General features: G+C 36.0%; 26 protein-coding genes. 17 read left to right on the top strand and 9 right to left on the bottom strand.

Annotated elements, in window-relative coordinates:
• Window positions 1–106: 106 nt before the first annotated feature.
• The 12 genes from A2530_RS05915 to A2530_RS05860 all read left to right on the top strand — a co-directional run bounded on the left by A2530_RS05915 (window position 107) and on the right by A2530_RS05860 (window position 10,488).
• Window positions 107–301, top strand: a complete 195-nt coding sequence (locus tag A2530_RS05915) for a hypothetical protein (protein WP_294885084.1) — start codon at window positions 107–109, stop codon at window positions 299–301.
• 200 nt (window positions 302–501) lie between these two features.
• On the top strand, window positions 502–828 hold the full coding sequence (locus tag A2530_RS05910; RefSeq protein WP_294885085.1) for a hypothetical protein: 327 nt from the start codon (window positions 502–504) through the stop codon (window positions 826–828).
• A 37-nt stretch (window positions 829–865) separates the two neighbouring features.
• A complete protein-coding gene (locus A2530_RS05905) occupies window positions 866–1,519 on the top strand; it encodes a cytochrome c (RefSeq protein WP_294885086.1) in 654 nt (217 codons plus the stop codon).
• Window positions 1,509–2,933: a cbb3-type cytochrome c oxidase subunit I gene (locus A2530_RS05900; protein ID WP_294885087.1), complete on the top strand. Its 1,425-nt coding sequence runs from the start codon at window positions 1,509–1,511 to the stop codon at window positions 2,931–2,933. Before A2530_RS05905 ends, A2530_RS05900 begins: the two co-directional genes overlap by 11 nt.
• A gap of 10 nt (window positions 2,934–2,943) precedes the next feature.
• Complete coding sequence (locus A2530_RS05895) at window positions 2,944–3,096, top strand: hypothetical protein (protein ID WP_294885088.1); 153 nt, start codon at window positions 2,944–2,946, stop codon at window positions 3,094–3,096.
• A 61-nt stretch (window positions 3,097–3,157) separates the two neighbouring features.
• Window positions 3,158–4,798, top strand: coding sequence for a nitrite reductase (locus tag A2530_RS05890; RefSeq protein ID WP_294885089.1), 1,641 nt, complete (start codon window positions 3,158–3,160; stop codon window positions 4,796–4,798).
• A gap of 186 nt (window positions 4,799–4,984) precedes the next feature.
• Complete coding sequence (locus A2530_RS05885; protein ID WP_294885090.1) at window positions 4,985–5,290, top strand: cytochrome c; 306 nt, start codon at window positions 4,985–4,987, stop codon at window positions 5,288–5,290.
• Window positions 5,290–6,411, top strand: a complete 1,122-nt coding sequence (locus A2530_RS05880) for a radical SAM protein (RefSeq protein ID WP_294885091.1) — start codon at window positions 5,290–5,292, stop codon at window positions 6,409–6,411. Before A2530_RS05885 ends, A2530_RS05880 begins: the two co-directional genes overlap by 1 nt.
• A complete protein-coding gene (locus A2530_RS05875; RefSeq protein ID WP_294885092.1) occupies window positions 6,411–7,550 on the top strand; it encodes a cytochrome D1 domain-containing protein in 1,140 nt (379 codons plus the stop codon). The genes A2530_RS05880 and A2530_RS05875 overlap by 1 nt, the downstream gene beginning before the upstream one ends.
• A complete protein-coding gene (gene cobA, locus A2530_RS05870) occupies window positions 7,550–8,290 on the top strand; it encodes a uroporphyrinogen-III C-methyltransferase (protein ID WP_294885093.1) in 741 nt (246 codons plus the stop codon). Before A2530_RS05875 ends, cobA begins: the two co-directional genes overlap by 1 nt.
• Window positions 8,283–9,812: an ATP-binding protein gene (locus A2530_RS05865; protein WP_294885094.1), complete on the top strand. Its 1,530-nt coding sequence runs from the start codon at window positions 8,283–8,285 to the stop codon at window positions 9,810–9,812. Before cobA ends, A2530_RS05865 begins: the two co-directional genes overlap by 8 nt.
• Window positions 9,799–10,488, top strand: coding sequence for a response regulator (locus A2530_RS05860; protein ID WP_294885095.1), 690 nt, complete (start codon window positions 9,799–9,801; stop codon window positions 10,486–10,488). The genes A2530_RS05865 and A2530_RS05860 overlap by 14 nt, the downstream gene beginning before the upstream one ends.
• On the opposite strand, the gene A2530_RS05855 is transcribed toward A2530_RS05860, so the two are convergent.
• Genes A2530_RS05855 through mgtE form a run of 3 tightly spaced genes read right to left on the bottom strand, consistent with a single transcriptional unit; the run spans window position 10,485 to window position 13,776 of the window.
• Window positions 10,485–11,186 (bottom strand): tetratricopeptide repeat protein, encoded by a 702-nt coding sequence (locus tag A2530_RS05855; protein WP_294885096.1) that lies wholly within the window; start codon window positions 11,184–11,186, stop codon window positions 10,485–10,487. The two genes, A2530_RS05860 and A2530_RS05855, sit on opposite strands and share 4 nt — an antisense overlap.
• A 24-nt stretch (window positions 11,187–11,210) precedes the next feature.
• Entirely contained in the window at window positions 11,211–12,434 is a 1,224-nt protein-coding gene (locus tag A2530_RS05850) for a dicarboxylate/amino acid:cation symporter (RefSeq protein WP_294885097.1), read from the bottom strand.
• A gap of 13 nt (window positions 12,435–12,447) precedes the next feature.
• Entirely contained in the window at window positions 12,448–13,776 is a 1,329-nt protein-coding gene (gene mgtE, locus A2530_RS05845; RefSeq protein ID WP_294885098.1) for a magnesium transporter, read from the bottom strand.
• 147 nt (window positions 13,777–13,923) lie between these two features.
• Between mgtE and A2530_RS05840 the strand changes: the two genes are divergently transcribed.
• Window positions 13,924–14,508 carry a hypothetical protein gene (locus tag A2530_RS05840; protein ID WP_294885099.1) on the top strand — a complete coding sequence of 195 codons (585 nt, stop codon included), beginning with the start codon at window positions 13,924–13,926 and terminating at the stop codon, window positions 14,506–14,508.
• 13 nt (window positions 14,509–14,521) lie between these two features.
• Here the strand turns inward: A2530_RS05840 and A2530_RS05835 are convergent, their stop codons facing one another.
• From A2530_RS05835 to recA, 4 genes are read right to left on the bottom strand one after another with little or no spacing between them, the layout of a single operon-like run.
• Window positions 14,522–15,208, bottom strand: coding sequence for an AMIN domain-containing protein (locus tag A2530_RS05835; protein ID WP_294885100.1), 687 nt, complete (start codon window positions 15,206–15,208; stop codon window positions 14,522–14,524).
• Window positions 15,209–15,253: 45 nt separating this feature from the next.
• Entirely contained in the window at window positions 15,254–15,532 is a 279-nt protein-coding gene (locus tag A2530_RS05830) for a hypothetical protein (RefSeq protein ID WP_294885101.1), read from the bottom strand.
• Between the two features lie 8 nt (window positions 15,533–15,540).
• Window positions 15,541–16,806 (bottom strand): phosphopyruvate hydratase, encoded by a 1,266-nt coding sequence (gene eno, locus A2530_RS05825; RefSeq protein ID WP_294885102.1) that lies wholly within the window; start codon window positions 16,804–16,806, stop codon window positions 15,541–15,543.
• Window positions 16,807–16,832: 26 nt separating this feature from the next.
• Complete coding sequence (recA, locus tag A2530_RS05820; RefSeq protein WP_294885103.1) at window positions 16,833–17,870, bottom strand: recombinase RecA; 1,038 nt, start codon at window positions 17,868–17,870, stop codon at window positions 16,833–16,835.
• A gap of 198 nt (window positions 17,871–18,068) precedes the next feature.
• Here recA and A2530_RS05815 point away from each other — a divergent pair, with 198 nt between their 5' ends.
• The 4 genes from A2530_RS05815 to A2530_RS05800 all read left to right on the top strand — a co-directional run bounded on the left by A2530_RS05815 (window position 18,069) and on the right by A2530_RS05800 (window position 22,401).
• Window positions 18,069–20,381 carry an EAL domain-containing protein gene (locus tag A2530_RS05815; RefSeq protein WP_294885104.1) on the top strand — a complete coding sequence of 771 codons (2,313 nt, stop codon included), beginning with the start codon at window positions 18,069–18,071 and terminating at the stop codon, window positions 20,379–20,381.
• A 63-nt stretch (window positions 20,382–20,444) separates the two neighbouring features.
• Window positions 20,445–21,308 carry an MqnA/MqnD/SBP family protein gene (locus A2530_RS05810; protein WP_294885105.1) on the top strand — a complete coding sequence of 288 codons (864 nt, stop codon included), beginning with the start codon at window positions 20,445–20,447 and terminating at the stop codon, window positions 21,306–21,308.
• A complete protein-coding gene (fliQ, locus tag A2530_RS05805) occupies window positions 21,308–21,574 on the top strand; it encodes a flagellar biosynthesis protein FliQ (RefSeq protein ID WP_294885106.1) in 267 nt (88 codons plus the stop codon). The genes A2530_RS05810 and fliQ overlap by 1 nt, the downstream gene beginning before the upstream one ends.
• A complete protein-coding gene (locus A2530_RS05800; RefSeq protein ID WP_294885107.1) occupies window positions 21,574–22,401 on the top strand; it encodes a UDP-N-acetylmuramate dehydrogenase in 828 nt (275 codons plus the stop codon). Before fliQ ends, A2530_RS05800 begins: the two co-directional genes overlap by 1 nt.
• On the opposite strand, the gene A2530_RS05795 is transcribed toward A2530_RS05800, so the two are convergent.
• Together A2530_RS05795 and A2530_RS05790 are read right to left on the bottom strand one after the other, a co-directional pair.
• Complete coding sequence (locus A2530_RS05795) at window positions 22,398–23,372, bottom strand: iron-sulfur cluster assembly scaffold protein (protein WP_294885108.1); 975 nt, start codon at window positions 23,370–23,372, stop codon at window positions 22,398–22,400. The genes A2530_RS05800 and A2530_RS05795 overlap by 4 nt on opposite strands.
• A gap of 152 nt (window positions 23,373–23,524) precedes the next feature.
• Window positions 23,525–24,739: a NifS family cysteine desulfurase gene (locus tag A2530_RS05790; RefSeq protein WP_294885109.1), complete on the bottom strand. Its 1,215-nt coding sequence runs from the start codon at window positions 24,737–24,739 to the stop codon at window positions 23,525–23,527.
• Window positions 24,740–24,898 lie beyond the last annotated feature (159 nt).

Raw genomic sequence — 24,898 nt, 5'->3', positions numbered from 1 at the left:
ATTTTATTAAATTTTACATAAAATTAATTCTATTTAAAAAAAATTAATTAATCAATGATATAATAATAGATATAAAATAAAATTTAAATTCAAAAAAAGAGTAAAAATGACGATTCAAGATGCCGTAATTATTTGTGTTATGGGTGTTCCTATGCTGTTGTTCTCTGTATTTCCAGGCTTGAAGTTGGCCGACTTTCTTGAAGAGAAATATAATATGCAAGAAAAACAGAAGAGAATCGTTGCAATTACTACCACAGTGCTGTTTACAATAACTTTATCGTCTTTACTACACTATATTTAATTATAAAAAAATCCGCTTTAAAAAATAAAAAAACTGCCCTATAAAATAGTTTTATGTTTCGATTTGTTACATTAATAATAAAAGAAACCTTAAATTTTAAATTAACTAAAAAAATTGATATAAGTCAACAAATTTTAAACTAAATAGGACTAAACTTCTCTTGATTCTGAAAAATTTAGTAATTGAAGGAGAACATTAATATGTCCGGTGATGTTTTAATAACACAAGATATTCTTGCTGGTGATTTCTTGACCATTTTTGTCTCTTCTGCTCTTGTTTTAGTATTTGGAGGATTCTATGTTGGTATATATACTGCTGTAAAAGTTAATCTACTTAAAGGATGGGCTATGCCTTTTGGTTATCTATTTTGGATGCTGGCGGCTTATTGTCTGTACCTTATGGGAAGTTTAATGCATGTAAATAATTTTACGGCAAAGGCCTTAGTTGTTGCTGCAATCGGATTGCTTTTGCTTCCGCACGCAGTTTATTACATGCAAGATCGTGTTCATGAAGAGAATGAACACTAGTTTATATATATTGACCCATAATTTATAGGAGGGTACAGTGGCAAAAAAATCCGTATGGAGTGACAATCGCTTCTGGCAACGTTCAGCGGCGTGGATTACAGGATTCGCATCAATTCTTCTTATTTGGTTAACGTTTGATACGATACCGCAAATAACGATGGGAAATGATGCTGATTTACAAAGTGGCGTAACAAAAAGGGTTCCGGGACCTACTGTTATTAATTATAAGATTACTTATGAAATGGACAAAAAACGTGGACATGAAATTCCGGTAATCGGCGAGAAAGAGAAATTTTTCGGCAGAGACGACTGGAGTGAAGAAGAAGCAGCAGCATTACTTCATTTAGGTAAGTTAGGTTCACAAGCTAAAAACTGTATGAACTGTCATACACTTCTTGGAAACGGTGCGTATTATGCTCCTGATTTAACTAAATCATGGCTAGATCCAGCATGGCAAGCAAACGGTTCAATGCAAGCTATGACAGGTAAAAGCACAAAAGAAGAAGCGATGGCTGAGTTTTTACAACATCCGTCTCAATACCCTACTCATGCTCGTATGATGCCAAATCTTGGTATTACTGCTGAAGAGGCTAAAGGTTTAGTTGCTTTCTTAAAACATATGTCATCAATAGATACAAATGGTTTCCCAAGAAACTTTGGAAAAATTCAAGGAGCAGTAAATGGCAAATAGTTATTTAACATCAGAATCAAAAAAACTAGCGACATGGTATTTTACTTTTGCTGCAATTATTTTTGGTGCACAATTACTTTTCGGTCTTGTAGCTGCTGTTCAGTACGTAGTTCCTGGCTTCTTATTTGAGATACTTGACTTCTCCGTTGCAAGAACGCTGCATATCAATGCACTTGTTGTATGGATGGTTTTTGCTATGTTTGGTTCAGTTTATTGGTTACTGCCTGATGAAACAGGTATTGAAACAGTAGGTGTCGGTCTTGGAAAACTTCTTTTCTGGATATTTGCTGCTGCAATCGTAGTTGTTGTTCTTGTTTATCTATTTATTCAAGTTGGACCTGCGGATGAAACAACTATTTGGTTCATTATGGAAGGACGTGAGTATATCGAAGCTCCTCGTTGGGCAGATATCGGTATAGTTGTAGTTGCTCTTGGATTTGTTGCTAATCTTTTTATGACAGGTATTCAAGGTAACCGTTCAGGTATCGTAACTGTTTTAATGGCAGATATGATTGCTTTTGCCGGTCTATACTTAGCTGGTGTATTTTTTACAGACAACATCTCAATTGACCAATTCTGGTGGTGGTGGGTAATTCACTTATGGGTTGAAGCTACTTGGGAAGTTTTCGTTGGTTCGATTGCGGCTTATGGTTTAATCACGATGATTGGTGCACACCGTAAAGTTGTTGAAATGTGGTTATGGATTGAAGTAACAATGTTATTCGGTTCAGGTATCCTTGGTTTAGGACACCACTATTTCTGGATTGGAACACCTGAATATTGGTGGGAAATCGGTGCACTTTTCTCTGCGCTAGAGCCATTACCACTTGTAGCAATGTTTATCCACGTTCTTTATGACTGGGGTAGAATGCAAGGTGAAGAGAGTGCAAAAGGTCAAGAAGAGTCTGTTATTACAAATAAACCTGCATTTACATGGTTTGTTTTAAATGCATTTGGTAACTTCTTAGGTGCCGGTATCTGGGGATTCTTCCACACTTTACCACAGGTAAACCTTTATACACACGGTACACAGTTTACATCAGCTCACGGACACTTAGCGTTCTTTGGTGCTTATGCTACTATTCTTATCGGTATGATGTACATAGGTGTTCAAGGCAAAAACGGTATTAAAGTTATGAACAATACTACATCAACTATCTGGGCAACAAGCATGATTGTAGGTGGTGTTGTTGGTATGACTGTAGCACTTACTGTAGCTGGATATGTTCAAGTTCTTGTTTCTCGCGCACAAATGGGTGCTACATGGGCAGGTTACTTTGACGGTCAATCAGGTATGTGGTTTGCACAAGGTATGGATTGGAGACTTGCAATGGGTGTTGTTACATTCTTAGGTTTCTTATTCTTGGTAAAAGATTTATTGAGTATCGGCAAAGCTACTCATCACAAACGTTAAGGAGACAATTATGTTTGAACCATTTGTAGATGTTGTTCCGAGTTTTTTTGGTTGGTTAAACCAAGGACCGTTGACTTTAACAATCTTTTTACATACTTTTATTGTACTTCCAATGATTTGGATTTACAAACAAGAGAAAGCTCGTTTAGAGCAAGAGGGTTAATTAGTACTAGTAGTGCGGGCCCTCGGGCCTGCACATTATCTGTTTTAGAAGGAGAAATAAAATGAGATTAAATAAATTAGTTATGTCTGTTGCTGCTATGGCAGTTGTTACTTCGGGTTTAGTTGCTGATACATCGAAAATGGATGTTGAAAAAGTTTTTGAAAAAGAGTGTCAAGGTTGTCACGGTCCTAACCACGAAGGTGGTGTTGGTTCGGATTTACGTCCGGCTGTTACGGCTAAGAAAAATGCATACGAGCTTGCTGCTGTTATTTTAAACGGTAAAGCAGGTACGGCTATGCCTCAGTTTAAAGAAAAATTTACTAAATCAGACGCCGATGCGATGGTTGATTATCTTCAACACTTTAAAGGCAAAAAGATCAATCAACTTACAATTGAAACTGTAAAAGCTGGTTGGAAAACTCTTAATGACAGAATGGCATTTTTCAAAAAATATCCACAAGCTGTAGATGTTAAGAAAAATACTGATATCTGTTTCGTAACTGAGCGTGATGCTGAGCGTGTTGCATTCGTTGATGGAACAAGCGGTAAAGTTTTATCAAAACACCCAGCAGGTTTTGCTGTTCACGTAACTGTAACTAACAAACGTCAACCTCGTTATGCTTACTCAATCTCTCGTTCAGGTTTAGTAACAATGTTCGACTTAAATACACCGGGTCAACAAAAAATTGCTGAGTGTCAAGTTGGTTCTGAATCTCGTGGTCTTGCAGTTTCACCGGATGGTAAATACCTAATGGCTGGTAACTATGTACCGGGCGGAGCAATCTTAATGGACGCAATGACTCTTGAGCCGTTAAAAGTTTACCCGACTTCAAGCGTAATCAAGCCAAACGGTGACATCGATTCATCTCGTGTTGCAGGTATTTTTGACACTCCATACGGTCCTTATATCGCATTTGCACTTAAAGACGGTGGTCACGTTTATATCGTAGATTATTCTAAACCAAATTACCCAATCGTTGGAGATATTCCAAATATTGGAGATATTCTTCATGATGGTTTCTTAAATGAAGGTAAAGAGATTGGTAGATACTTATTTATCGCTTCTCAAGGAAGTGACGTTGTTGGTGTAGTTGACTTTAAAACTAAATCTTTAGTTACTAAAATCTATACAGGTCCATCAGCTAAGCCACACCCAGGTCAAGGTTCTTCTTGGTACAATGAGCAACTAGGTCAACAACTTGGTGCAACGGTTAATATGAACCTAGGTCAAGTAACTATTTGGGATGATCACTTCGATGTTATTCGTCAAATTCCAATCGGTGGCGGTGGTCTATTTATCGGTACATCTGAGCACACTCCATTCTTATGGGCTGACAACGTACTTGGCGGTGAAGAGAACTGGAATAAAGTTCACTTAATCAACAAACAAACTCTTGAACTAGACAGAATTATCACTGTTGGTACAACTGAAGGTACTGTTACTGATCCAGTAACTCATAAAGTTATGTACAAATGGGATGTTCCAACTGTAAAAGATGCTAAAGGTAATGCACTTACTCCAAGAATCTTACATGCTGAGCCGGCTAATCACGGTCACTGGACTATGATTTCTGAGTGGAACTGCGGTCGTATCGGTATTTATGAAGCTAAAACAGGTAAATTTGTTAAATATATCACTGGTTTAACAACTCCTACATTTACTTACTCTATCGAGCATAGACAAACTATTCCAGGTGCATAATTTGCACTTTCTCTCCCTTGTGGAGAGAAGCTTTTTTAAAATCACTTCAAGTACAATTATATGTATCTAATTTTTTCTTAAATTTATATCTATGCTATATATATTAAATTAAAATATTTGTGACATTTATAAGCCAAAATTCAAGCTTGTTTTAGTTAGAATTATGTATTAAACAAAAGAAAAACTATGAAAACAAAATTATTAATAACCTTATTTTTAGCCTCTTTTTTGTCTGCTAATGAGTTAGACGGTAAAAAGGTATTTGAAACATATTGTTGGGGCTGTCATCACCAAACTGCGGTAGCATTTGGTCCCCCTTTTAGCGAAATAGCAAAAAAACGCTCTTATGAAGAGATTCAAGCCTATATAATTGACCCTAAAGCGATGTACAAATCTTTTGGCTACAAAAGAACAGCGATGACAGAGTTAAAATTAAATGAAGATGAGAGAGAAGCTGTTGCAAAATACATACTCTCATATAAAGGCAAGTAATGTTTAGACTATCAAATCTTATCTCTTCAGTTGTAGAGGGAAAACCTGAGAGAGTTCTTGATGGCTCAATTGCTATTTGGAACTTTACAAACCGCTGTAATCTTTCATGCCTTCACTGCTACTCAAAATCAACTCTTGATGAAGTTGATGTGCTTAGTACTGGGCAGATTAAAAAAACAATTTTAGAGATGAAAGCAAACGGTGTCAAGTTTATTATCTTCTCAGGCGGTGAGCCATTAACAAGAAAAGACCTTTTTGAAATTGCGGATTTTTGTAAAACTAACGGCGTTATAACCTATCTCTCAAGCAATGGCTTATACTTTACTAAAAGCAATATTGGGCGCATAGTAGATACCTTTAACTATGTAGGTGTAAGCATTGACGGTGATGAGCCTACACATGACTATTTCCGCGGATTAAAAGGTGCCTTCAAAGAGACACTAAAAGCTGTACAGTTAGCAAATTCTACAGGGGCGAAAGTAGGTATTCGTTTTACGATTACAAAAGATACCATAAACTCCCTAGAGTATATTTTTGATTTAGCAGAGAAAGAGAATATTCCAAAAATCTACATCTCACATCTAGTCTATTCAGGGCGTGGTTTAGATAACCTTAAAATGGATTTGACAAAAGAACAGAGAAGAAAATCTGTTGAATTTATACTTGACAAAGCATTTGAGTACTACAAAACTGGTAGAGATATTGAGATAGTAACCGGAAATATGGAACAAGATGCAATTTTATTTTTAGATAGATTTGCACTAGAGTATCCTGCGCTTAAAGATATTATGCGTAAACGCCTTGTAAGTTGGGGCGGAAACAGTGCCGGACGTAAACTTCTAAACATAAATAGTGAAGGTTTTGTACGCCCTGATCCGTTCTTTCCTTTAACCGTAGGCAATATTATAGAGGAGAACTTTGGCGATATTTGGCAAAGTGGTGAACTACTAGAGCAACTACGAATTCATCCAAGAACTCAAATCAAGGGAATTTGTGCAGATTGCGAACAGATAGATATCTGTAACGGCGGTTCACGTGCCCGTGCATATGCAATTACAGGTGATTTGTGGAGCGAAGACCCATCATGTTATTTAACACAACAAGAGAGAAGGAAACATTAATGAAAATAGATAAAATTTTACTAACAGCTTCACTAATAGCGTCAATTTTTACAGCTTCACATGCAAAAGGAGTTAATCCTCTGCTTAATATTTTAAATACGGATGAGAAGCTATTTGTTGTTGAGAGAGAGAGTGAATCATTAGCGATTATAGAACAAGGCATGCCAAAAGGGCGTATTACGGGCATGCATAATATGAACCACGGTGTTGTTAAGTTTTATGAAAAAGATGGATATGTAATTTCCAGAGACGGCTATATCGTAAAATTTGATCCTGAAGCAGAAAAAATTGTTAAAGAGTTTAAAACAAGTGATAGTGCAATCGGTTTTACAGTTACAAAAAACTATATAGCAGTTGCAAACTATGCAAAAAAAAGCGTTGATATACTGGATAGAGATTTAAATCCTATCAAATCTTTTGAGACAGGTTCAAAAAATGTAGGTATTAAACAGTACAAAAATTATCTAGTTTTTTCTCAGATGGACAATGATAAGATTACGGTTCTTAAAGACAAAAATGATGGAAAAGGTCTTCCTGATTTTGAAATATACAAAGAATTTGAAGATGTCGGAGTAATGCCTTTTGATGCGATGATAAAGGACAACAACTTTATAACGGGATTCTTTAAAAGCGATTTTTTCGGTGTTGTTGATTTAGATACAATGACCTACTCAAAAATTAAAATTTTACTTGAAGATAGAAAACCGGTTTTAAAAGTTCCTCATTTTGGTTTTTGGAGCATTAGCGATGGAAACGTATTTATTCCCGCAGTCGGAAATAATAAAGTTTTAGTTTACACTTCTGATTTTAAATTTGTAAAAAATATTGAAACCGAAGGGCTTCCCGTTTTTACTGCACTCTCTCCGGATAAAAAATATATGGCTGTAACATTTAGCGGCGATAAATTTCCTGTTATCCAGATTATAGATACAAAGACGCTAGAAGTTATAAAAAGATTTGAGTTTGATGGAAAAGTTCTACATGTAAGATGGTCAGATACAAGAGCAAATCTCTATGTATCCGTAAACGACACAAATAAAATTGCGGTTATAAATACAAAAGATTGGTATCTCTCTCGTGAAATGTTTAACATAAACAAACCATCAGGTATATTTATTTACGAAGAGGCAAAGAAATAATGGGTAAAGTTTATTTAACGGGTGCAGGTCCAGGGGATATAGAGTTATTAACTCTAAAAGCACTTAGAGTAATCAAAGAAGCAGATGTAATCATATATGACCGTCTTGCAAATCCAGATATTTTAAAAGAGGCAAAAAACGGATGTGAGTTTGTTTATGTCGGCAAAGAAGACGGACGTCATATCGTACCTCAAGATGATATTAATGAAGTTATTTATCAAAACGCCTTAAAGTATGAGAATGTTGTTCGTTTAAAAGGCGGCGATCCTTTTGTTTTTGGACGCGGCGGAGAAGAGGCGGTGTATCTTCAAGAACGCGGTATTAAATTTGACATTATTCCCGGCATTACTTCAGCTATCAGCGCACCGGCATATGCAGGTATTCCAGTAACTCATCGCGGGGTAGCCGTTAGTTTTAGAGTTGTAACCGGGCATGAATCTCCGCATAAAAAAGAGTCTCAGATTCCATGGGATACTTTTAAAACGGATGATACGATTGTTTTTTTAATGGGGCTACATAATCTCCCAAAAATAAGTAAAAAACTTATTGAGATAGGAAAAGCAAAAGATTATCCATGTGCGGTAATATCAAAAGGGACAACAAAAGAGCAGAGCGTAGTTGTAGGCACGCTCTCTAATATTGTAGAAAAGACAAAAGATGTCCCTACTCCTGCGCTTATAGTTGTCGGACGAGTTGTTGAACTTAGAGAGCAATTAAAATGGTTTGAGGAAAATGTCTAAAAAGTATAATACTTCAGAAGCAGTATTGATTGCACCCAATATTTACTGGGTAGGCATGCACTTAAAGGATGACCCGTTTCAGTGTCATCCATACCTAATCAAAAATAAAAATGAATCTATTCTTATCGATCCGGGTTCTATGATTGAGTTTGATGAAACTATTAGAAAAGTAAAAAGTATCATAGACATAAAATCTATAAAGTATATAGTGCTTCATCATCAAGACCCGGATTTAGTAGCAGCAGTACCGGAGATAGAAAAACTAATAAACAGAGATGATTTGCTTATAGTAACTCACTCTAGAATGTCTCTACTAATTAAACACTATTTGGTAACATCTGATTACTATGAAATAGATAAGAATGAAAATACACTCACAACCCAAACAGGATTTACTCTTGATTTTTTAACTACCCCATACTGTCACTCTCCAGGCGCATTTGTAACATATGAGCCAAATTCAAAAACTCTTTTTTCAGGAGATATATTTGGAGGCATAGATGAGTCTTGGGAGTTTTATGCAGATGAGACATACTTTGACAAAGCAAAACAATTTCATCAGGAGTATATGCCAAGCAAAGATATTTTTAACTATGCACTAGGAAAAATTGAAAAACTAGATATTAATCTTATTGCTCCACAACATGGTTCAATAATAGAAAAAACCTATATAAAAAAATTAATAAAAGATATGAAAAATCTCGATTGCGGATTATACATTGACAAAAAGTACAACCGTGAGTTAATAGACACGATAGAAGAGCTGCGAAAAAAAGAACAAGCTCTAAAAGAGCGTAATTTACTCCTATCCGAACAATCTAAAAGGGCGGAGATAGGGGAGATGATTGGAAATATTGCACACCAGTGGCGTCAGCCCTTAGCAATTATTAACACCTCACTAGCAATACTAAAAGAGAAAAATAGAGCCGGAATACTAAGCAAAGAAGAAATTGCAGAGAAACTTGAAAAGATGGAGAAACGTGTTATATACATGTCAGATACCATAGAAGATTTTATGAGCTACTACTCTCCTGATAGAGAGAAGGATTGGTTTAGTATCAATTTAGCAATAGAGAAAGCTCTTGATATAGTAAACATGTCTAAAAACGATAAAAGGGTCGGACTAACGCTTCTATTAAACAGCGAATATATGGTTTTTGGGTTAATGAATGAGTTTATACAAGTCATTGTTTCCATTTTATCAAATATAAATGATTTAATAACAGCTAAAAATTTAACCGATACACATGTTACAATTGCAACATGTAAAGATGACATGTACACTGTGGTTTCCATCTCTGATAACTGCGGCGGAATTTACGAAGAAAATTTAAATAAAATTTTTGACCCCTATTTTACGACAAAGCATAAAGCTATGGGAACAGGGCTAGGCTTACATATAGCAAAGATGATAATAGAAGACAACATGAATGGCTACTTAAGTGCAAAAAATATTTATGCCAAAGACGATAAAATACTCGGAGCCGAATTTACCATAAAGATGAAAAATGAAAACAGATAAAATAAAAGATATATCAATTTTATTGGCTGAAGATGAGACGGAACTACGTGAAATGCTCTACGAGTACTTGCAACTCTTTTTTCACAGAGTATATACTGCGGCATGTGGAGATGAAGCATATGATATTTATAAACAGAAAAAACCAAACATAATTCTAACTGATATAAATATGCCTAATCTTGACGGATTAGAAATGATTGCTAAAATAAGGGCTCAAGATAAAGATACAAAAATTATAGTTATGAGCGCTCACTCTGAACAAGAAAAGCTGCTTAAGGCTATTAAACTTCATCTTGAGTCATATTTGATTAAGCCCATAAAAACAGATGCGCTTAAAAATATACTTTTTGAAACAGTAGATTTAATTAGAAAGACAACAAATAGAATCTATGTCAGTGACACTATATATTGGGATAACAACACAGATAGATTATGGCAAAACTCTAAAGAGATTAAACTAAGAAAGATGGAAAATCTGCTACTTAAACTACTGTTTTCACAACCAAGTCACTGTTTTTCAACAAAAGATATTTTTGAATATCTACATCAAGACAAAGAAGAAAAAGAGTTCTCTACGCACTCCACGACATCTCTTATGAAAAGAATACGTGCAAAACTCCCTTACGATGTTATTCACAATGTTTACGGCTCAGGATATAAAGTAATACCTATTTAGTACTTTTGCAACTCATACTTTTTATAAAGTACTTCAGCCTCTTTATTTCCGCTGTCAATAGCTTTTTTTGCCCATATCTTTGCTTTGTCAAACTTCTCTAATTGGCAATATATCTCACTAAGAAAGTAGTAAGCACCATTATCGCCATCATCTGCATTTTTTTCAAACCATTCAGCTGCCTTCTCAAGGTTTATCAATTGCATATATACGCGACCTATATTCTTCTTTGCTATTTGATGTCCTGCATTAGCCGCACTCTCCAATAACTCGGCAGATTTTGTTACATTTAAATCTACTCCATCGCCGTTATAGTACATCAGTGCCAAATTATACTTAGCATCAGAATTATTTTGCTCTGATGATTTAGTAAGTAAATCAAATGCTTTCTTACTATCTTTTTCTACATTTTGTCCACTTAAGTACATCATACCCAAATCGTATTGAGCTGCAGAGTTTAAACCTTCTGCTGCTTTTTTTAGCCAGTATATTGCTTTTGTAGCATCTGCTTTAGTGCCAAGTCCGTTTGAGTAGAGATAACTAAGTGCACTTTGTGCTTTCGTATCACCATTGAGTGCATTTTTTTCATATAGTTTAAAAGCTTTTGTATAATCTCTGTTTTTAAAAGCTTCAAGAGCTTCTTTATTATCCGCTTTTAGTCCGCTAAATAGTAAAAATCCCATCAGTAAATATCTAAACATATCTTTTTCCTTTTATTTTTATAATTATACATTTTGCTTTTTAAATTTCTGCAATTGGTCTATTATTTTCACTACAACCAAATCAGATGTAACATTTATAGATGTTCTTGCCATATCCAAAATCCTATCTACTGCTATTATCAGTGCTATATACTCGGTGGCAAGACCTAATTGATTTAGGATAACAACCATCATAACCAAAGAAGCACTCGGTAAAGCAGCAACCCCGACACTTAAAGCGATGACCGTTACTCCAAGAAGAAGCTGTGTGCCAAAACTCAAATCGACTCCGGCCAAATTAGCTATGTAAAGAACTGCTACGCTTAAATATGCTGCCGTACCGTCCATAGAGACCGTAGCACCAAGAGGAAGAACAAAAGATGCGTTTTTTCTATCGACTCCGCCTACTTCTTCAACAACACGCATAGACACAGGCAGAGTTGCAGTGCTAGACGCGGTAGAAAATGCCATAATAGGCGCTTCACGAATATCACTCAAATATTTAAATGGATTAATCCGTCCTAAAAGAGCTAAAATAAGAGGCAGCGTTATTACTACATGTATAAGTAAAACAGCTATTACCATTGCCATATATTTCCATAGATTTATGACAACCTCTATCCCCTGCTCGGCAATTACGTATGAGATAAGACTAAATACACCGATTGGCGTCATCTTAATGACCCACTCCGCCATAATCAACATGGCATTTGTCACGGCAGTAAAAAAATCAACTATCAACTCTTGTCTCTCTTTTTTTAGATGCAAAGAGGCTATAGCAAATAGTGCCGAAAAGATAATAATCTGCATCATTGAGCCTTCCGAGAGAGCATTAAATATATTTGTAGGTATAAAACTAAGTATCATTTCCGTAAACGAAAACGATGCAATTTGAGAAGCTTTTGCATATTCTAAACCCTCAATAGAAGTTGGATTACCAATCGGTATGATATTCATTATAGCAATAGCCGTAAATGTAGCCAGAGCCGTTGTTAAGATATACAAACCTACCGTTTTTAATCCTATATCTTTTAAACTCTCTAAATTTCCTAATCCTGCAATGGCAACATAAACACTTGAAAAAACAAGCGGCACTACAAGCATTTTTAAAAAACTGATAAAAATTTGTCCGATTATCTGCTGTTTAAGTGCCAACTGAGGTAAAAAAATCCCAAATAATAGACCTAGAATCATTCCCAAAAGAACTAATCTATTTGTGGTGGAATATTTTTTGATTTTCTGTATCATCTCATATTTAACTTTACAATAATATATACGTTGCTAAAGCTAAAAAACTAAAAAACCCTACCACGTCAGTAACAGTAGTTAAAATTACCGCACTTCCAATTGCGGGATCTACGTCTATTTTTTTTAAAAAAAGCGGTATAGCTGCACCGAAGAGACCTGCCATAAAGAGATTTATAATCATACTTAGTGCAATAACTACTCCTAACATTTTCATATTGAACCAAATGGCGGCTACGACACCCATGATTATGGCAAAGAAAACCCCGTTCATCAAAGAGATAAGAACCTCTTTTTTGATAATTCTCATCGCATCGCCTTTGGAAATATCGCCAAGTGCTAGCTGTCTTACGACAACAGTCAAACTCTGAGTTCCTGCATTTCCGCCCATTGAAGCAACAATTGGCATCAAAACCGCAAGTGCGACCATACTCTCTAACGTATCTGCAAAAATACCGATTACAAAAGAGGCAAATATAGCCGTGAAGAGATTTACGCCAAGCCATGAAGCTCTTTTTTTGCCGGCTTTATAAATTTCGTCATCCTCTTCCGCATCATCATCCAATCCGGCTAGGTTATACATCTGTTCCGTTGCATGTTCATTGATAATGTCATAAATATCATCGGATGTTATACGCCCTAGTAAAACTCCATAACTGTTAATAATAGGCATTACGGATAAATCGTACTCTTCAAAATAGTGAACGACGTCTCTAATGTCTTCTCTGTCTTGCGCCTTTTTTGGCTCAAAACTATCTTCGCTTTGTTCAATATTTTCTATTAATGTTTTGTTAAAATCAAATACTAGCAAATCATCTAAACCAACGGCAAAAAGAAGCTTCTTGTCACTGCTTGTAATAAAGAGGTTCTGAATATTTTCTATCGTTTTGGCACGTCTAAGCGCTGCAAACCTTTTTATGACGTCATGTACAACTTCATTTTTATCTGCGGTAAAAACTTCAAGCTGCATATAAGCACCGGCTTCGTCATCACCGTACGTTTGAAGTTTTATTATCTCTTTTTTATCTTCTTCATCAAGCGTATCAAATACTTTTGAAGCAATACTCTCATCAACCTCTTCAAGCTCATGTAAAAAATCTACTTGATCGTCAGACTCAAGTGCTGATACAGCGTCTCTTAACTCATCTACGCTAAGATTTTCAACAACATCGTCAAAGTATCTATCAGGAAGGGCGAGTGCTACATCTCCCACCAAATCTTTCGGTACAAGTTTTAAAGCCTCGGCAAACTCACTCTCATCAAGCTGTTTTAATATTTTTGCTATATCGGATGGATGAATCTCACTGACTTCGTGAGCGCTTAAGTACTCTTCTAATTTATTCATATATGCTTTCTTGATGTATCGATGTTTCTACATGTAGAACTCTTTGTAAATTATATCAAAGTTATTGTGTAGCTCTCTTTTTTTTATAAAATTTTTGAGATTTTTATAATTATGCTATTATAATTGTTATAAATAAAGGTTGCTATTATGAAACATTTAAAATTAATTATCTCCTTAGTTGCAGTCATTGCCATATTTTCAGGCTTTTGGTCAGGAAAAAGCAAAAAAGAGATAGCAGAAGAAAATAGAGTAGAGAGAGTTGAACGTGTTAAAATGAGCAATGAAACACTACAGCTTCTATATAAATATGCTCCTGAAGCTAAAGCCATGATTCTTCGCTCTTACGGATACGCTACTTTTAGTAATGTAGGCGTAAATTTGGTTCTCTTTTCTGCTGAGGGCGGAAAAGGTGTGGCTCACAACAATAAAACGGGCATCAATACCTACATGAATATGGCTTCCGGGGGAGTCGGTTTAGGTATTGGAATCAAAGATTTCAGAGCTATATTTTTATTTGAAAACAAAAAAGTTTTTGATTCTTTTGTAAATTCCGGTTGGGAAGCAAATGCACAAGCAGATGCCGCTGCTAAATATAAAAAAGATGGCGGGGCTTTAAATGCCGCAATTACAGTTGCCCCTGGAATAAGACTCTATAAATTGACTCAAAACGGTATCGTGCTTCAAGCAACCATTCAAGGTACAAAATATTGGAAAGATAAAGATTTAAATTAAAAATGACAATGCTCTATTTCAGCTCTATTTGATACCCGTCGGAGCTTTTTTGCATATCATATCTATAATATCCGTCAAGTTCTACTACGACTCTGTAGTAACCTTTGTGATTTCCTATCCTAATCTCTTTAAAGATATTGTCTGGATTTTTTTTACTGTAACTTCTGATATCTATCTCCTTTTTAAAATCAATAACAATTCTGTGAGGATTTACCAGTAAAAAGTTTCTTATCATCTCATCTTTTGTAACTAACTTTAAACTCTTTTGCAGTGATGAAATTGACAAATCTTTTATTGTAGCAATATTTGTATATGCTGACGTATTTTGTTTAATTACATTTTCAGGAGGGGTTTTTTCAGATTTTTTATTTTCGGGTTTACTGTTTTGAGATTTTATTTCTTTTGGAGCTTGTGTATAAGTTTGTGATATAAAAACCGGAAGATGCCAGTCAATCGAATTATCAAGATCTATACTTTTGCTCTCCAACGTACCGTCAAGATTTTTGAACTCTATTGTAACTTTTTGGACTGTTCTGGCTTGAGGAGGAAGATTTAGAGCTACTCTTTGCAAAGATGGTTTTGCCATATTCTCATTTGTGCTTAGAAGGATATCCTTCTCTCCCGCTGAAGGGAAAAAAGGATTCTCTCTCGCATGCATTGTAAGAAGTAAGAAGAGAGATGCGAATAAAATTCTAATCAAGTTTACTCCTATATTTACTTACATGTATTATATCAAGTTTAACTACTATTTTGCAGAAATCTCTTTTAATTCAAAATACTCTTTTTGTAGCTCTGCATTTTCATCTTTTAATCTGTGTATCTCACCTTGTAGATACCCTTCATAATCTTGCAGTCCCAAATAGACTTGCAAAGAGTTTGTGCCGTACAGCAGCAAACCTATATATATACCTGCACCAAAAATAAGGATAATCAATACTAAAAACTTCGTCAGAGATACACCCAAATACTTTTGAGCTAAGCTCTCCGTATCGTCTATCCCCTCAAAAAGTTCTTCGTTATTCATAATTACTCTTAATTAAAAAGTTTTGAACCTAAATACTCACTATAGACTACTTCATTCTCTATCTCTAACAGACGGTTATATTTAGCAGTTCTCTCTCCGCGAGCAGTTGAACCTGTTTTTATCTCACCGCAGTTAAGCGCAACTGCAAAATCAGCAATAAAAGCGTCTTCACTCTCACCTGAACGGTGGCTCATAACACATTTATAGCCGTTTCTTTGAGCTAAACGAACAGTAAGCATAGTCTCGCTTACCGAACCAATCTGATTTGGTTTAATAAGAATAGAATTCGCAATTTTCTTTTCAATACCTTCACTTAAAATATTTGCATTTGTAACAAACAAATCATCGCCTACAAGCTGAACTTTATCGCCTAATTTTTCAGTTAATATTTTCCAACCATCCCAATCATCTTCGCTTAAGCCGTCTTCAATAGATACGATAGGATATTTTGAACATAAATCAACGTAATAATCAACAAGCTCAGCTGAGCTTACCGTTCTATTTTCGCTATCAAGTCTGTATCCACCCTCTGTTACCAATTCTGAAGCAGCAACATCTAGTGCAATTGCCATCTGCTTACCTGCTTCATATCCCGCTTTTTCAATAGCTTGCATTATAATTTGAATAGGTTCCTCGTTTGAGCTTAAATCAGGGGCAAAACCACCCTCATCTCCAAGTGCCGTATTATGTTTATTTGCTTTTAAGATAGCTTTTAAATTATGATAAACCTCTGCTGAAGCTTGCAGTGAAGTTGCAAAATCATCAAAACCTACAGGCATAATCATATACTCTTGAAAATCAACAGAATTATCCGCATGACTTCCGCCATTGATAATATTTAACATGGGAGTAGGCATAACCATAGCATTTGCTCCACCTAAATAACGGTAAAGAGGTATGCCTAAACTTTTTGCAGCTGCACGAGCAACCGCCATTGAAACGCCAAGAACTGCATTCGCTCCTAAGTTTCCATAATTTTCGGTGCCATCAAGCTCTTTCATAGTAGCGTCAATAATAGCTTGATTAAACGGTGAGTGACCTATAAGAGCGTCGGCTATTTGATTATTGACATTTTCAACAGCCTTTAAAACACCTTTACCCATATATCTACTGCCGCCATCACGCAACTCTAACGCTTCACGCTTACCCGTACTTGCACCTGATGGTACTATAGCACTCCCTTTTGTTCCGTCACTAAGCTCTACCGTTGCTTTAACCGTTGGATTTCCACGAGAATCCATTACTTCAATTGCACTTATATTATCTATAAACATTGCCTACCTTTTTTGTATATTAAACATTATAAATCAGCATCAGCTATCTCGATTGTATCCATCGTCATAAGATTGCTCATGCCCATAGCTGTTTTAATTTTTTCTTCTATTTCACGGGCCAACGCAGGCTCATCCGCAAACTTGGCTTTAACGTTTTCACGTCCTTGCCCAAGTTTTGTCTCCTCATAAGAGAACCAAGCACCGCTTTTGTCAATGATATCAAGCTTAACACCATAATCGACAAGCTCACCCTCTTTTGAGATTCCTTCACCGAACATTATATCAAACTCAGCCTGACGAAACGGAGGTGCAACTTTGTTTTTTATAACTTTTGCTTTAACACGATTTCCTATTTGACTCTCACCCTGCTTTAGCGATGCAATACGTCTTACGTCTATTCTAACAGAAGCGTAAAACTTAAGCGCGTTTCCGCCCGTCGTAGTCTCAGGTGAACCGTAACCCATCATACCGATTTTCATACGAATTTGATTTATAAATATTACGGTACAGTTCATTTTGTGTAAAATACCGGTTAATTTACGCAATGCTTTTGACATTAAACGAGCTTGAACACCGACATTTTGGTCTGACATTTCCCCCTCAATTTCCGACTTTGGAGTAAGAGCGGCAACCGAATCGATAACTATCAAATTTACCGCGCCGCTTCTAGCGATTGTTTCAACAATATCTAGCGCTTGTTCTCCGTAATCAGGTTGAGATACAAGAAGATTATCAACGTCAACACCCAAATTTCTTGCATATGCCACATCAAGAGCATGTTCTGCGTCAATAAACGCACATACTCCGCCGGTTTTTTGACACTCTGCAGTTATTTGAAGTGCTAAAGTAGTTTTACCGGAACTTTCAGGTCCATATATCTCAATAACTCTTCCCTGAGGTATTCCACCTATGCCAAGTGCTAAATCAAGACCGAGAGAACCCGTACTTATCGACTCAATAGGTACAATTTCTTTATCGCCGAGTCTCATAAGAGCACCCTTGCCGAATGCCTTGTCAATCTGCTTCATCGCTAAGTCTAATGATTTTTGTTTATTTGCGTCCATTTTAGGCTCACTTATATTAAATTTAGACTTATTATATGACAATCTACTTTTTTAACTAAAAAATATTGCAAATTGTCATATTAACTTTTTTTATGTAAAAGCTCTACATAAATTAATGCCATTTTACCTTTTTTTTGTTAAAACGTTGTTTATGAGATACAATACAAAATTAAAAGTACTCTAACTAAGGCCATAAATTTGATATCTAAAAAAGGGTTCAGCTTCTCTTCCCAATACTCTCTCATACTTATCTCCACGGTATTGTTTATTGCGGGATTTCTTTTTATAAACTCCAAGGTTGAAGCTCTAAAAAATGAGAAATACCGAAACGTCATAGCAGAGGTGCATGAAAAACTAAAAATGCTCATAGAAGAGAAAAAAGAGGCTCTTTTATTTGTAACTTTATCTATCGCAAATGACACAATCATAAAAGAGTCACTTATACAAAATGATATAAAAAAACTAGACCTACATGACTTCTCAGACAACCTAAGCAAAAACACATCCTTAAAAGGAACATGGTTTCAACTCCTAACAACCGACGGCAAAAGTTTTTATAGAAGCTGGACTCAAAAAAGAGGAGATAATCTTGCACTTATAAGGGATGATGTAGCGGAGATGATTCACAATCCACATGTAATTTCTTCGATAAGTGCAGGTATCTTCGATATAACTTTCAAATCGATGGTGCCGGTCTATGAAAATAGCTTGTTCATCGGGTCTGTAGAAACTATTTCCAACTTTAACTCTATAAATAAAAAGATGAGGGACAACGGATACGAGACTATACTGTTGGCGGATAAAAAATATAAAGATTTCTTACTTGAACCCTCAAAGAAAATATTCATATCAGACTACTATGTAGCAAACTCAAACTATAACAAAGAGCACTTAGCACTTCTTAAAAACAAGGGTGCAGAATATTTTATACAAAATTCCTCGTTTCATCTTGAAGAGAATAAAAACAGACTTATAAGCACGTATCATCTCAAAGGGCTTGATAATAAAGATATTGCGTATTTCATTATATTTCAAGATTTGAACAAGATTGACTTTAGCTCTATATCGAGAGTAAGGGACAGCTTAGTGCTTTTTCTTATTTCTATCTTTATTTTTTTAATTTTACTATCCTACTATCTCTACAGTAAAGAGGAAAAAAGAGCGATAGAGCAAAGAAATATAAACCTGCAAAACAGAGTTAAAACAACAGCAACTAAACTTGAACATCTCTCGCGTTATGACACCCTCACAAAACTCCCAAACAGACTTTTGCTACTTGATAGACTTAAGCAGAGTATAAAAGCTGCTAAAAACAGCAACCAAAAGCTCTCAATACTTTTTTTAGATCTTGATAGATTTAAAGAGGTAAATGATACTTATGGTCACGAAATAGGCGATACACTACTAAATGAGATTGCTCAAAAATTAAAAAGGTTTGTCTCCTATAATGATACGATTGGAAGATTCGGCGGTGATGAGTTCATTATTATCCTTAACAATACCGATGAAATACAGACGATGGAGGTTGTCAAAAATATTATGAATGCTATGTGCGAGGCAATTATCATAAATAATATTAAGCTTTACACTACATTTAGCATTGGAATAAGCACTTTTCCAGAAGATGCGGATAGCTCGTATATTTTACTCAGAAATGCAGATACGGCAATGCATGAAGCAAAGAACAACGGTAAGAATGGGTATAAATTTTATAATACAAAGATGACACAGCTTGCTTTTGAGAGAGTAGCTCTTGAGAATAATCTTAGAAAAGCTATCGCAAATGAAGAGTTTGAGGTCTATTTTCAACCAAAAATAGATGCTAGAATAGATAAAGTTATCGGTTTAGAAGCACTCATACGTTGGAATCATCCGGAACTAGGGCTTATTCCTCCGGTGAAATTTATTCCGTTTGCAGAAGACATAGGACTTATCGTAGAGATTGACAAGTGGATGATGCGTGAATCTGCTATGCATATCCTCTCATGGAAAAATGAGAATATATCTTGCGGTAAACTCTCGCTTAACGTATCGGCAAAACAGTTAGAAGATGTCGATTATATAGAGTATCTACGCAAAAAGTTAGAGATTATCGGTCTATTTCCTAGCGATTTAGAGATAGAGATTACGGAGGGTCTGCTTATGAAAAATAATATACATGTAATATCTACGCTTGAGGCTATAAAAAAACTAGGCATCTCCATATCCGTCGATGATTTTGGGACAGGATACTCATCATTGTCCTATCTAAAACGTCTTCCGATTGATAAACTTAAAATTGACCGCAGTTTTGTAAAAGATTTACCCCACGATAAAGATGATGTCGCTATTGTAAAAACCATCATTGCTTTAGCAAACAATCTCTCACTAGATATAATTGCAGAGGGTGTAGAAAATAAAGAGCAGAGAGATTTTCTTCTGGATGAGGGGTGTCCCAATATTCAAGGCTATTTTTATTCTAAACCTTTGAGAGTAGATGAGTGTAGAGAATTTTTGCTTCGATACATGTAGAATTTATTCTTATTTAGTTAAAATCTAATTTACATTTAATCTCTTAGAGGATGGATAGTTAATTTGAAAAAAACACTCATTGCACACTCACCCGATGCCGACGACATATTTATGTATTATGCTATAAAGTTTGGTTGGGTTGATATGGCAGGTACAAAGTTTGATAATATTGCCGAAGATATCCAAACTCTAAATGAAAAGGCGTTAAACGGCGTTTATGAGATTGTTGCCATCAGTTTTGCTCTTTATCCGCATATAAGGGAAGATTATGCTCTGCTTAGAACTGCCGTAAGTTTTGGAGAGGGTTACGGTCCTAAAGTTATCAAGAAAAAAGGTGCTAAATTAAAGCGTAATTTTAAAGTTGCCCTTAGCGGAGAACATACCACAAATGCTATGCTCTTTCGCATAGCTTATCCTGAAGCAAGAGTAACTTACATGAACTTTCTTGAGATTGAACAAGCGGTTTTGAATGGCAAAGTAGATGCAGGTGTTTTAATTCACGAGTCCATTTTAACTTACGACAATGAGCTTGAAGTAGAGCGTGAAATGTGGGATATCTGGCAAGAGCTATCCGGTGGCGGGCTTCCTCTTCCTCTTGGAGGAATGGCAATCAGCCGCTCGATTCCGCTAAATAAAGCAATAGAATATGAACAAACGCTCACAAAAGCAGTACATGTAGCAAGGGAACATAAAAATAAACTCTCCCAAATGCTGCTTGAGAGAGATTTGGTTCGCATTGATGCTCCTACGTTAGACAAGTATCTTGAACTTTATGCAAACGACAACTCTATAACACTTAGCGATATTCAATACAGTGCAATCAACAAACTTTTTGAGATTGGCTATAAGCACGGTTTTTATGATTCGCCTGTAGCCATAGAAGACTTCATGATTCCTACAGAATATAAAGAGTTAAGGAATTCATAATGGAAGCAAAATTAATAGCTTTGGGAATAGAAACATTTAAAACGGCGTTAATTCTAGCACTTCCAAGTCTCTTAGCAGGTATGCTTATAGGTTTAGCAGTGAGTATATTTCAAGCAACTACCCAAATTAACGAAATGACTCTAAGTTTTATCCCAAAAATTATCGGTGTCGTTATAGTTATTATTTTAACGATGCCGTGGATGTTAAACGTTATGATAGACTTTGCAACAGAAACATTTAACATGATGCCCTCCTTTGTAGAGTAATGAAAAAACAAAACATAAATTTTTCCAATTTATCTTCAATAAAAATAGGGCAAACCACAGAAGTTTCTATTTTAGAAGATTGCACTCAGAGATACGAAGATTACCATATCATCGGTTCATGCAATAATATTTTAATGGGTACAAAGCCTCCGCTGCTTTTGAAACTTAGCAAGAAATATGACTATATACATGTAGAAGATAATCTTCTAAAAATAGGCGCTGCATCGCCATCTGGTAAAGTCGCCTCTTTTTGCAAAAAACACAATATTGCAAACTTTGAATTTATCTCTCATCTGCCCGGAACTTTGGGCGGATTGGTTTTTATGAATGCCGGACTAAAAGAGTTTGAAATATTTAACAATCTTGTATCCGTAACTACATGTAACGGCAATTTTGTAAAAAACGATATTAATTACGGATATAGATATACCGACATAAACGCTCCCATTTTAGAAGCGACTTTTCTTTTATCTTACGGCTTTGATAAGGAAAAGTTAAAAATGTTTAAAGCAATGCGTAAAAACCAACCTGCTACCCCGAGTGCCGGAAGCTGTTTCAAAAACCCAAAAGGCGATTATGCAGGAAGACTTATAGAAGCGGTCGGGCTAAAAGGTTTTAGAGTAGGCGGTATGGAGTTTAGCAAAGAACATGCAAACTTTTTGGTAAATATACAAAACGGCACATTTGACGAAGCTGTTTTTTTGATTCAAGAGGCTCAAAAGAGAGTTTACAGTGAATTTAATATTTGGCTTGAGTGCGAGATAAAAATTTTGGATAAAAGATATATGGGCGAGAATTCGCCACTTCTAAATCCAAATAGGATTTAGATTGGCAATACTCTGATTTTTTTAGAAAGTTTCTCTTTTAAAGTTGACTCAATCGCATAAAGAGTTCCCGTAGCCGAACTAGCACAGCCGTTACATGCACCCAAATATCTGATGTAAACATCTATATAATCATCACCGGGTTTTACGTCTATTACTTCCATATCTCCGCCGTCCATAATTAAAAACTGTCTAATACTCTCATCTATTTGAGCATCAATTGCTTTAATCTGCTGAACCAATGTCATTGACTCAAAATTACCTTTTGAACCTGCATCCGCAGCGGCTTTCATCTTCTCTTCATCCATTTCACGACGCGTATCTCTTAAAATATCCACTAAATAGTACTCCCTTTTTTCATGTCCGCCAGGTTTTATACAGCTTTTACAAAAACCGCCTGCTTTTGTGTAATCTGTAATCTGCTCGATTGTCGTTAAGTCATTAAGTCTAATAACCTCTTGAAGAGTTTTTAAGCTAACGCGAGCACACTCACATACTATAATCTCCTCTTCAAAACTATCCGCATCAACTCCCATGTAAAGAGCTGCAGCTTTTTTGATAACATCATACGCCATAACCGAACAGTGCATCTTTTGAGGCGGAACGGCAGGAGTTTCAGGGTTGTCTCGGAGAGCAAACTCAACATCGATATTTGTAATTTTAACCGCTTCTTTCACGGTTTTACCGATACAAAGTTCAGTCATAATATCAGAACTCGCTATAGCCGTTCCGCATCCAAAACTCTTAAATTTGGAGTTTACTATTACGTCTGTTTTTGGGTCAACTTCCCAATAAAGACGTACTGCATCCCCACAGCTCTCCGCACCGAAATCGGCAACTATCAGCCTATTGCCATGTGCCGCTGCCTCTTCCTCACTTATTTCGCCCTGATGATTAGGGTTATTCATTAAAGTCGTTACTTTATTTGAGTATGCATCCCATAAAGAAGCGCCCAATAAATCATTTTTTGCCATAACTTTATTTCCTTTTTTATAATTGTTTATTAATTGAGTTATCTGAATAATTATAGTTTTAGATTGCCGCGCTTCTAACGAAGCTCGCAATGACAGTCATTGCAAGAAGCTAATGGCGAAGCAATCTATTTTTAATCAGAACACTTAATTACTTAATGAAAGTGCAACTCACACTCTTTTGACTCTCCACCGGGTGTTGGACCTACTTTTGCAAACGAGCTTGAAATTGCTCTTAATCTAGCAACCGCTTTTTTGAAATGCTCGATAGTATAATCTATCTCTTCATCGGTCGTAAAGCGGCTAAGACTTAAACGAATTCCCGTATGAGCCAGTTCATTGTCCGCCCCGATTGCAAGCATTACAGTATTTGCCTGAAGGTCTTCGCTGGCACATGCAGAACCTGTTGAAGCCCCGATTTGTCCATTATTTAAGTCCCAAAGCATACCTTCGCCCTCAACACCTCTAATAGATATTAAAATAGTATTTGGCGTTCTGTTTTCGCGATTTCCGACTACAAACGTATCGCTTAACTCTAAAAGTGCATCTTCTAGGCGGTCTCTTTTTGCACGAATTGAAGCTATTTTTTCTTCTATATTTGTCGTTGCAAGTTCAATCGCTTTGCCCATTGCCACGATATAAGGGACATTAAGAGTACCTGAACGGCGTCCGCCCATATGTTCTCCGCCGTGTAAAAGCGGAGAGAGCGGCTGAGAATTTCTGATATACAGCGCACCTATTCCTTTTGGACCGTGAAACTTATGAGCCGACATCGAAACAAAATCAACATGTACGCTTTGCAGATCAACAGGTATCTTTCCGATAGCTTGAACGGCGTCAGAATGGAACAGTACGCCTTTTTCTTTACAGATTTCGCCTATCTCTTTTATAGGGTTTATCATTCCCGTCTCATTTGATGCCCACATAACTGATACCAAAGCAGTCTTATCGGTTATAAAACTCTTAACTACATGTGCTTCTACTACGCCCTCAGAATTTACCGGAAGGTACGTTACTTTTACGCCCTCATCTTCAAGTGCTTTACAGGCAGAATAGACTGATGGATGTTCAACTTCAGTCGTAATAATATGATTTTTCTCGCCGTTTACTATATGGTCGTTAAAAATTGATTTTAAAACCCAATTGTTTGATTCTGTCGCGCATGACGTAAAAATAATATCGTCATCGTCACTTGCATTAAGTGCCGTATAAACTTGATCCATCGCTTTTTTGAGTGCCGGATGAGAAGCCGTGCCAAATTTATGAAGCGAGTTGGGATTACCGTATATCTCGCTAAAAAATGGCTGCATAACCTCTACGACAGACGGGTCAACCATCGTCGTAGCGTTATTATCTAAATAAACTTGCATGTTTTACCTCATTAAATCGGGTTGTTTTTTAATTAAGACAATTTTTGTCTTGTTTTGTTATTGACATAATAATAGTATTGTGATTTGATTATGCTTAAATGAAACTGTACTTATGTCAGATTTAAGCTATAATTATATTTATATTACAATTTAGGAACT

This window comes from Sulfurimonas sp. RIFOXYD2_FULL_34_21 (assembly GCF_001830805.1).
Classification (GTDB): Bacteria; Campylobacterota; Campylobacteria; order Campylobacterales; family Sulfurimonadaceae; genus Sulfurimonas.
Note: the sequence above shows the minus strand (reverse complement) of the source record. Positions and strands in the feature narration are given on the sequence as shown.

What these genes read in the sequence shown, in the direction of transcription:
- A2530_RS05915 (WP_294885084.1), top strand. Translation starts at nt 107, where the DNA reads ATGACGATTCAAGATGCCGTAATTATTTGTGTTATGGGTGTTCCTATG.
- A2530_RS05910 (WP_294885085.1), top strand. Translation starts at nt 502, where the DNA reads ATGTCCGGTGATGTTTTAATAACACAAGATATTCTTGCTGGTGATTTC.
- A2530_RS05900 (WP_294885087.1), top strand. Translation starts at nt 1,509, where the DNA reads ATGGCAAATAGTTATTTAACATCAGAATCAAAAAAACTAGCGACATGG.
- A2530_RS05895 (WP_294885088.1), top strand. Translation starts at nt 2,944, where the DNA reads ATGTTTGAACCATTTGTAGATGTTGTTCCGAGTTTTTTTGGTTGGTTA.
- A2530_RS05890 (WP_294885089.1), top strand. Translation starts at nt 3,158, where the DNA reads ATGAGATTAAATAAATTAGTTATGTCTGTTGCTGCTATGGCAGTTGTT.
- A2530_RS05885 (WP_294885090.1), top strand. Translation starts at nt 4,985, where the DNA reads ATGAAAACAAAATTATTAATAACCTTATTTTTAGCCTCTTTTTTGTCT.
- A2530_RS05880 (WP_294885091.1), top strand. Translation starts at nt 5,290, where the DNA reads ATGTTTAGACTATCAAATCTTATCTCTTCAGTTGTAGAGGGAAAACCT.
- A2530_RS05875 (WP_294885092.1), top strand. Translation starts at nt 6,411, where the DNA reads ATGAAAATAGATAAAATTTTACTAACAGCTTCACTAATAGCGTCAATT.
- cobA (WP_294885093.1), top strand. Translation starts at nt 7,550, where the DNA reads ATGGGTAAAGTTTATTTAACGGGTGCAGGTCCAGGGGATATAGAGTTA.
- A2530_RS05865 (WP_294885094.1), top strand. Translation starts at nt 8,283, where the DNA reads ATGTCTAAAAAGTATAATACTTCAGAAGCAGTATTGATTGCACCCAAT.
- A2530_RS05860 (WP_294885095.1), top strand. Translation starts at nt 9,799, where the DNA reads ATGAAAACAGATAAAATAAAAGATATATCAATTTTATTGGCTGAAGAT.
- A2530_RS05855 (WP_294885096.1), bottom strand. Translation starts at nt 11,186, where the DNA reads ATGTTTAGATATTTACTGATGGGATTTTTACTATTTAGCGGACTAAAA.
- A2530_RS05850 (WP_294885097.1), bottom strand. Translation starts at nt 12,434, where the DNA reads ATGATACAGAAAATCAAAAAATATTCCACCACAAATAGATTAGTTCTT.
- mgtE (WP_294885098.1), bottom strand. Translation starts at nt 13,776, where the DNA reads ATGAATAAATTAGAAGAGTACTTAAGCGCTCACGAAGTCAGTGAGATT.
- A2530_RS05840 (WP_294885099.1), top strand. Translation starts at nt 13,924, where the DNA reads ATGAAACATTTAAAATTAATTATCTCCTTAGTTGCAGTCATTGCCATA.
- A2530_RS05830 (WP_294885101.1), bottom strand. Translation starts at nt 15,532, where the DNA reads ATGAATAACGAAGAACTTTTTGAGGGGATAGACGATACGGAGAGCTTA.
- eno (WP_294885102.1), bottom strand. Translation starts at nt 16,806, where the DNA reads ATGTTTATAGATAATATAAGTGCAATTGAAGTAATGGATTCTCGTGGA.
- recA (WP_294885103.1), bottom strand. Translation starts at nt 17,870, where the DNA reads ATGGACGCAAATAAACAAAAATCATTAGACTTAGCGATGAAGCAGATT.
- fliQ (WP_294885106.1), top strand. Translation starts at nt 21,308, where the DNA reads ATGGAAGCAAAATTAATAGCTTTGGGAATAGAAACATTTAAAACGGCG.
- A2530_RS05800 (WP_294885107.1), top strand. Translation starts at nt 21,574, where the DNA reads ATGAAAAAACAAAACATAAATTTTTCCAATTTATCTTCAATAAAAATA.
- A2530_RS05795 (WP_294885108.1), bottom strand. Translation starts at nt 23,372, where the DNA reads ATGGCAAAAAATGATTTATTGGGCGCTTCTTTATGGGATGCATACTCA.
- A2530_RS05790 (WP_294885109.1), bottom strand. Translation starts at nt 24,739, where the DNA reads ATGCAAGTTTATTTAGATAATAACGCTACGACGATGGTTGACCCGTCT.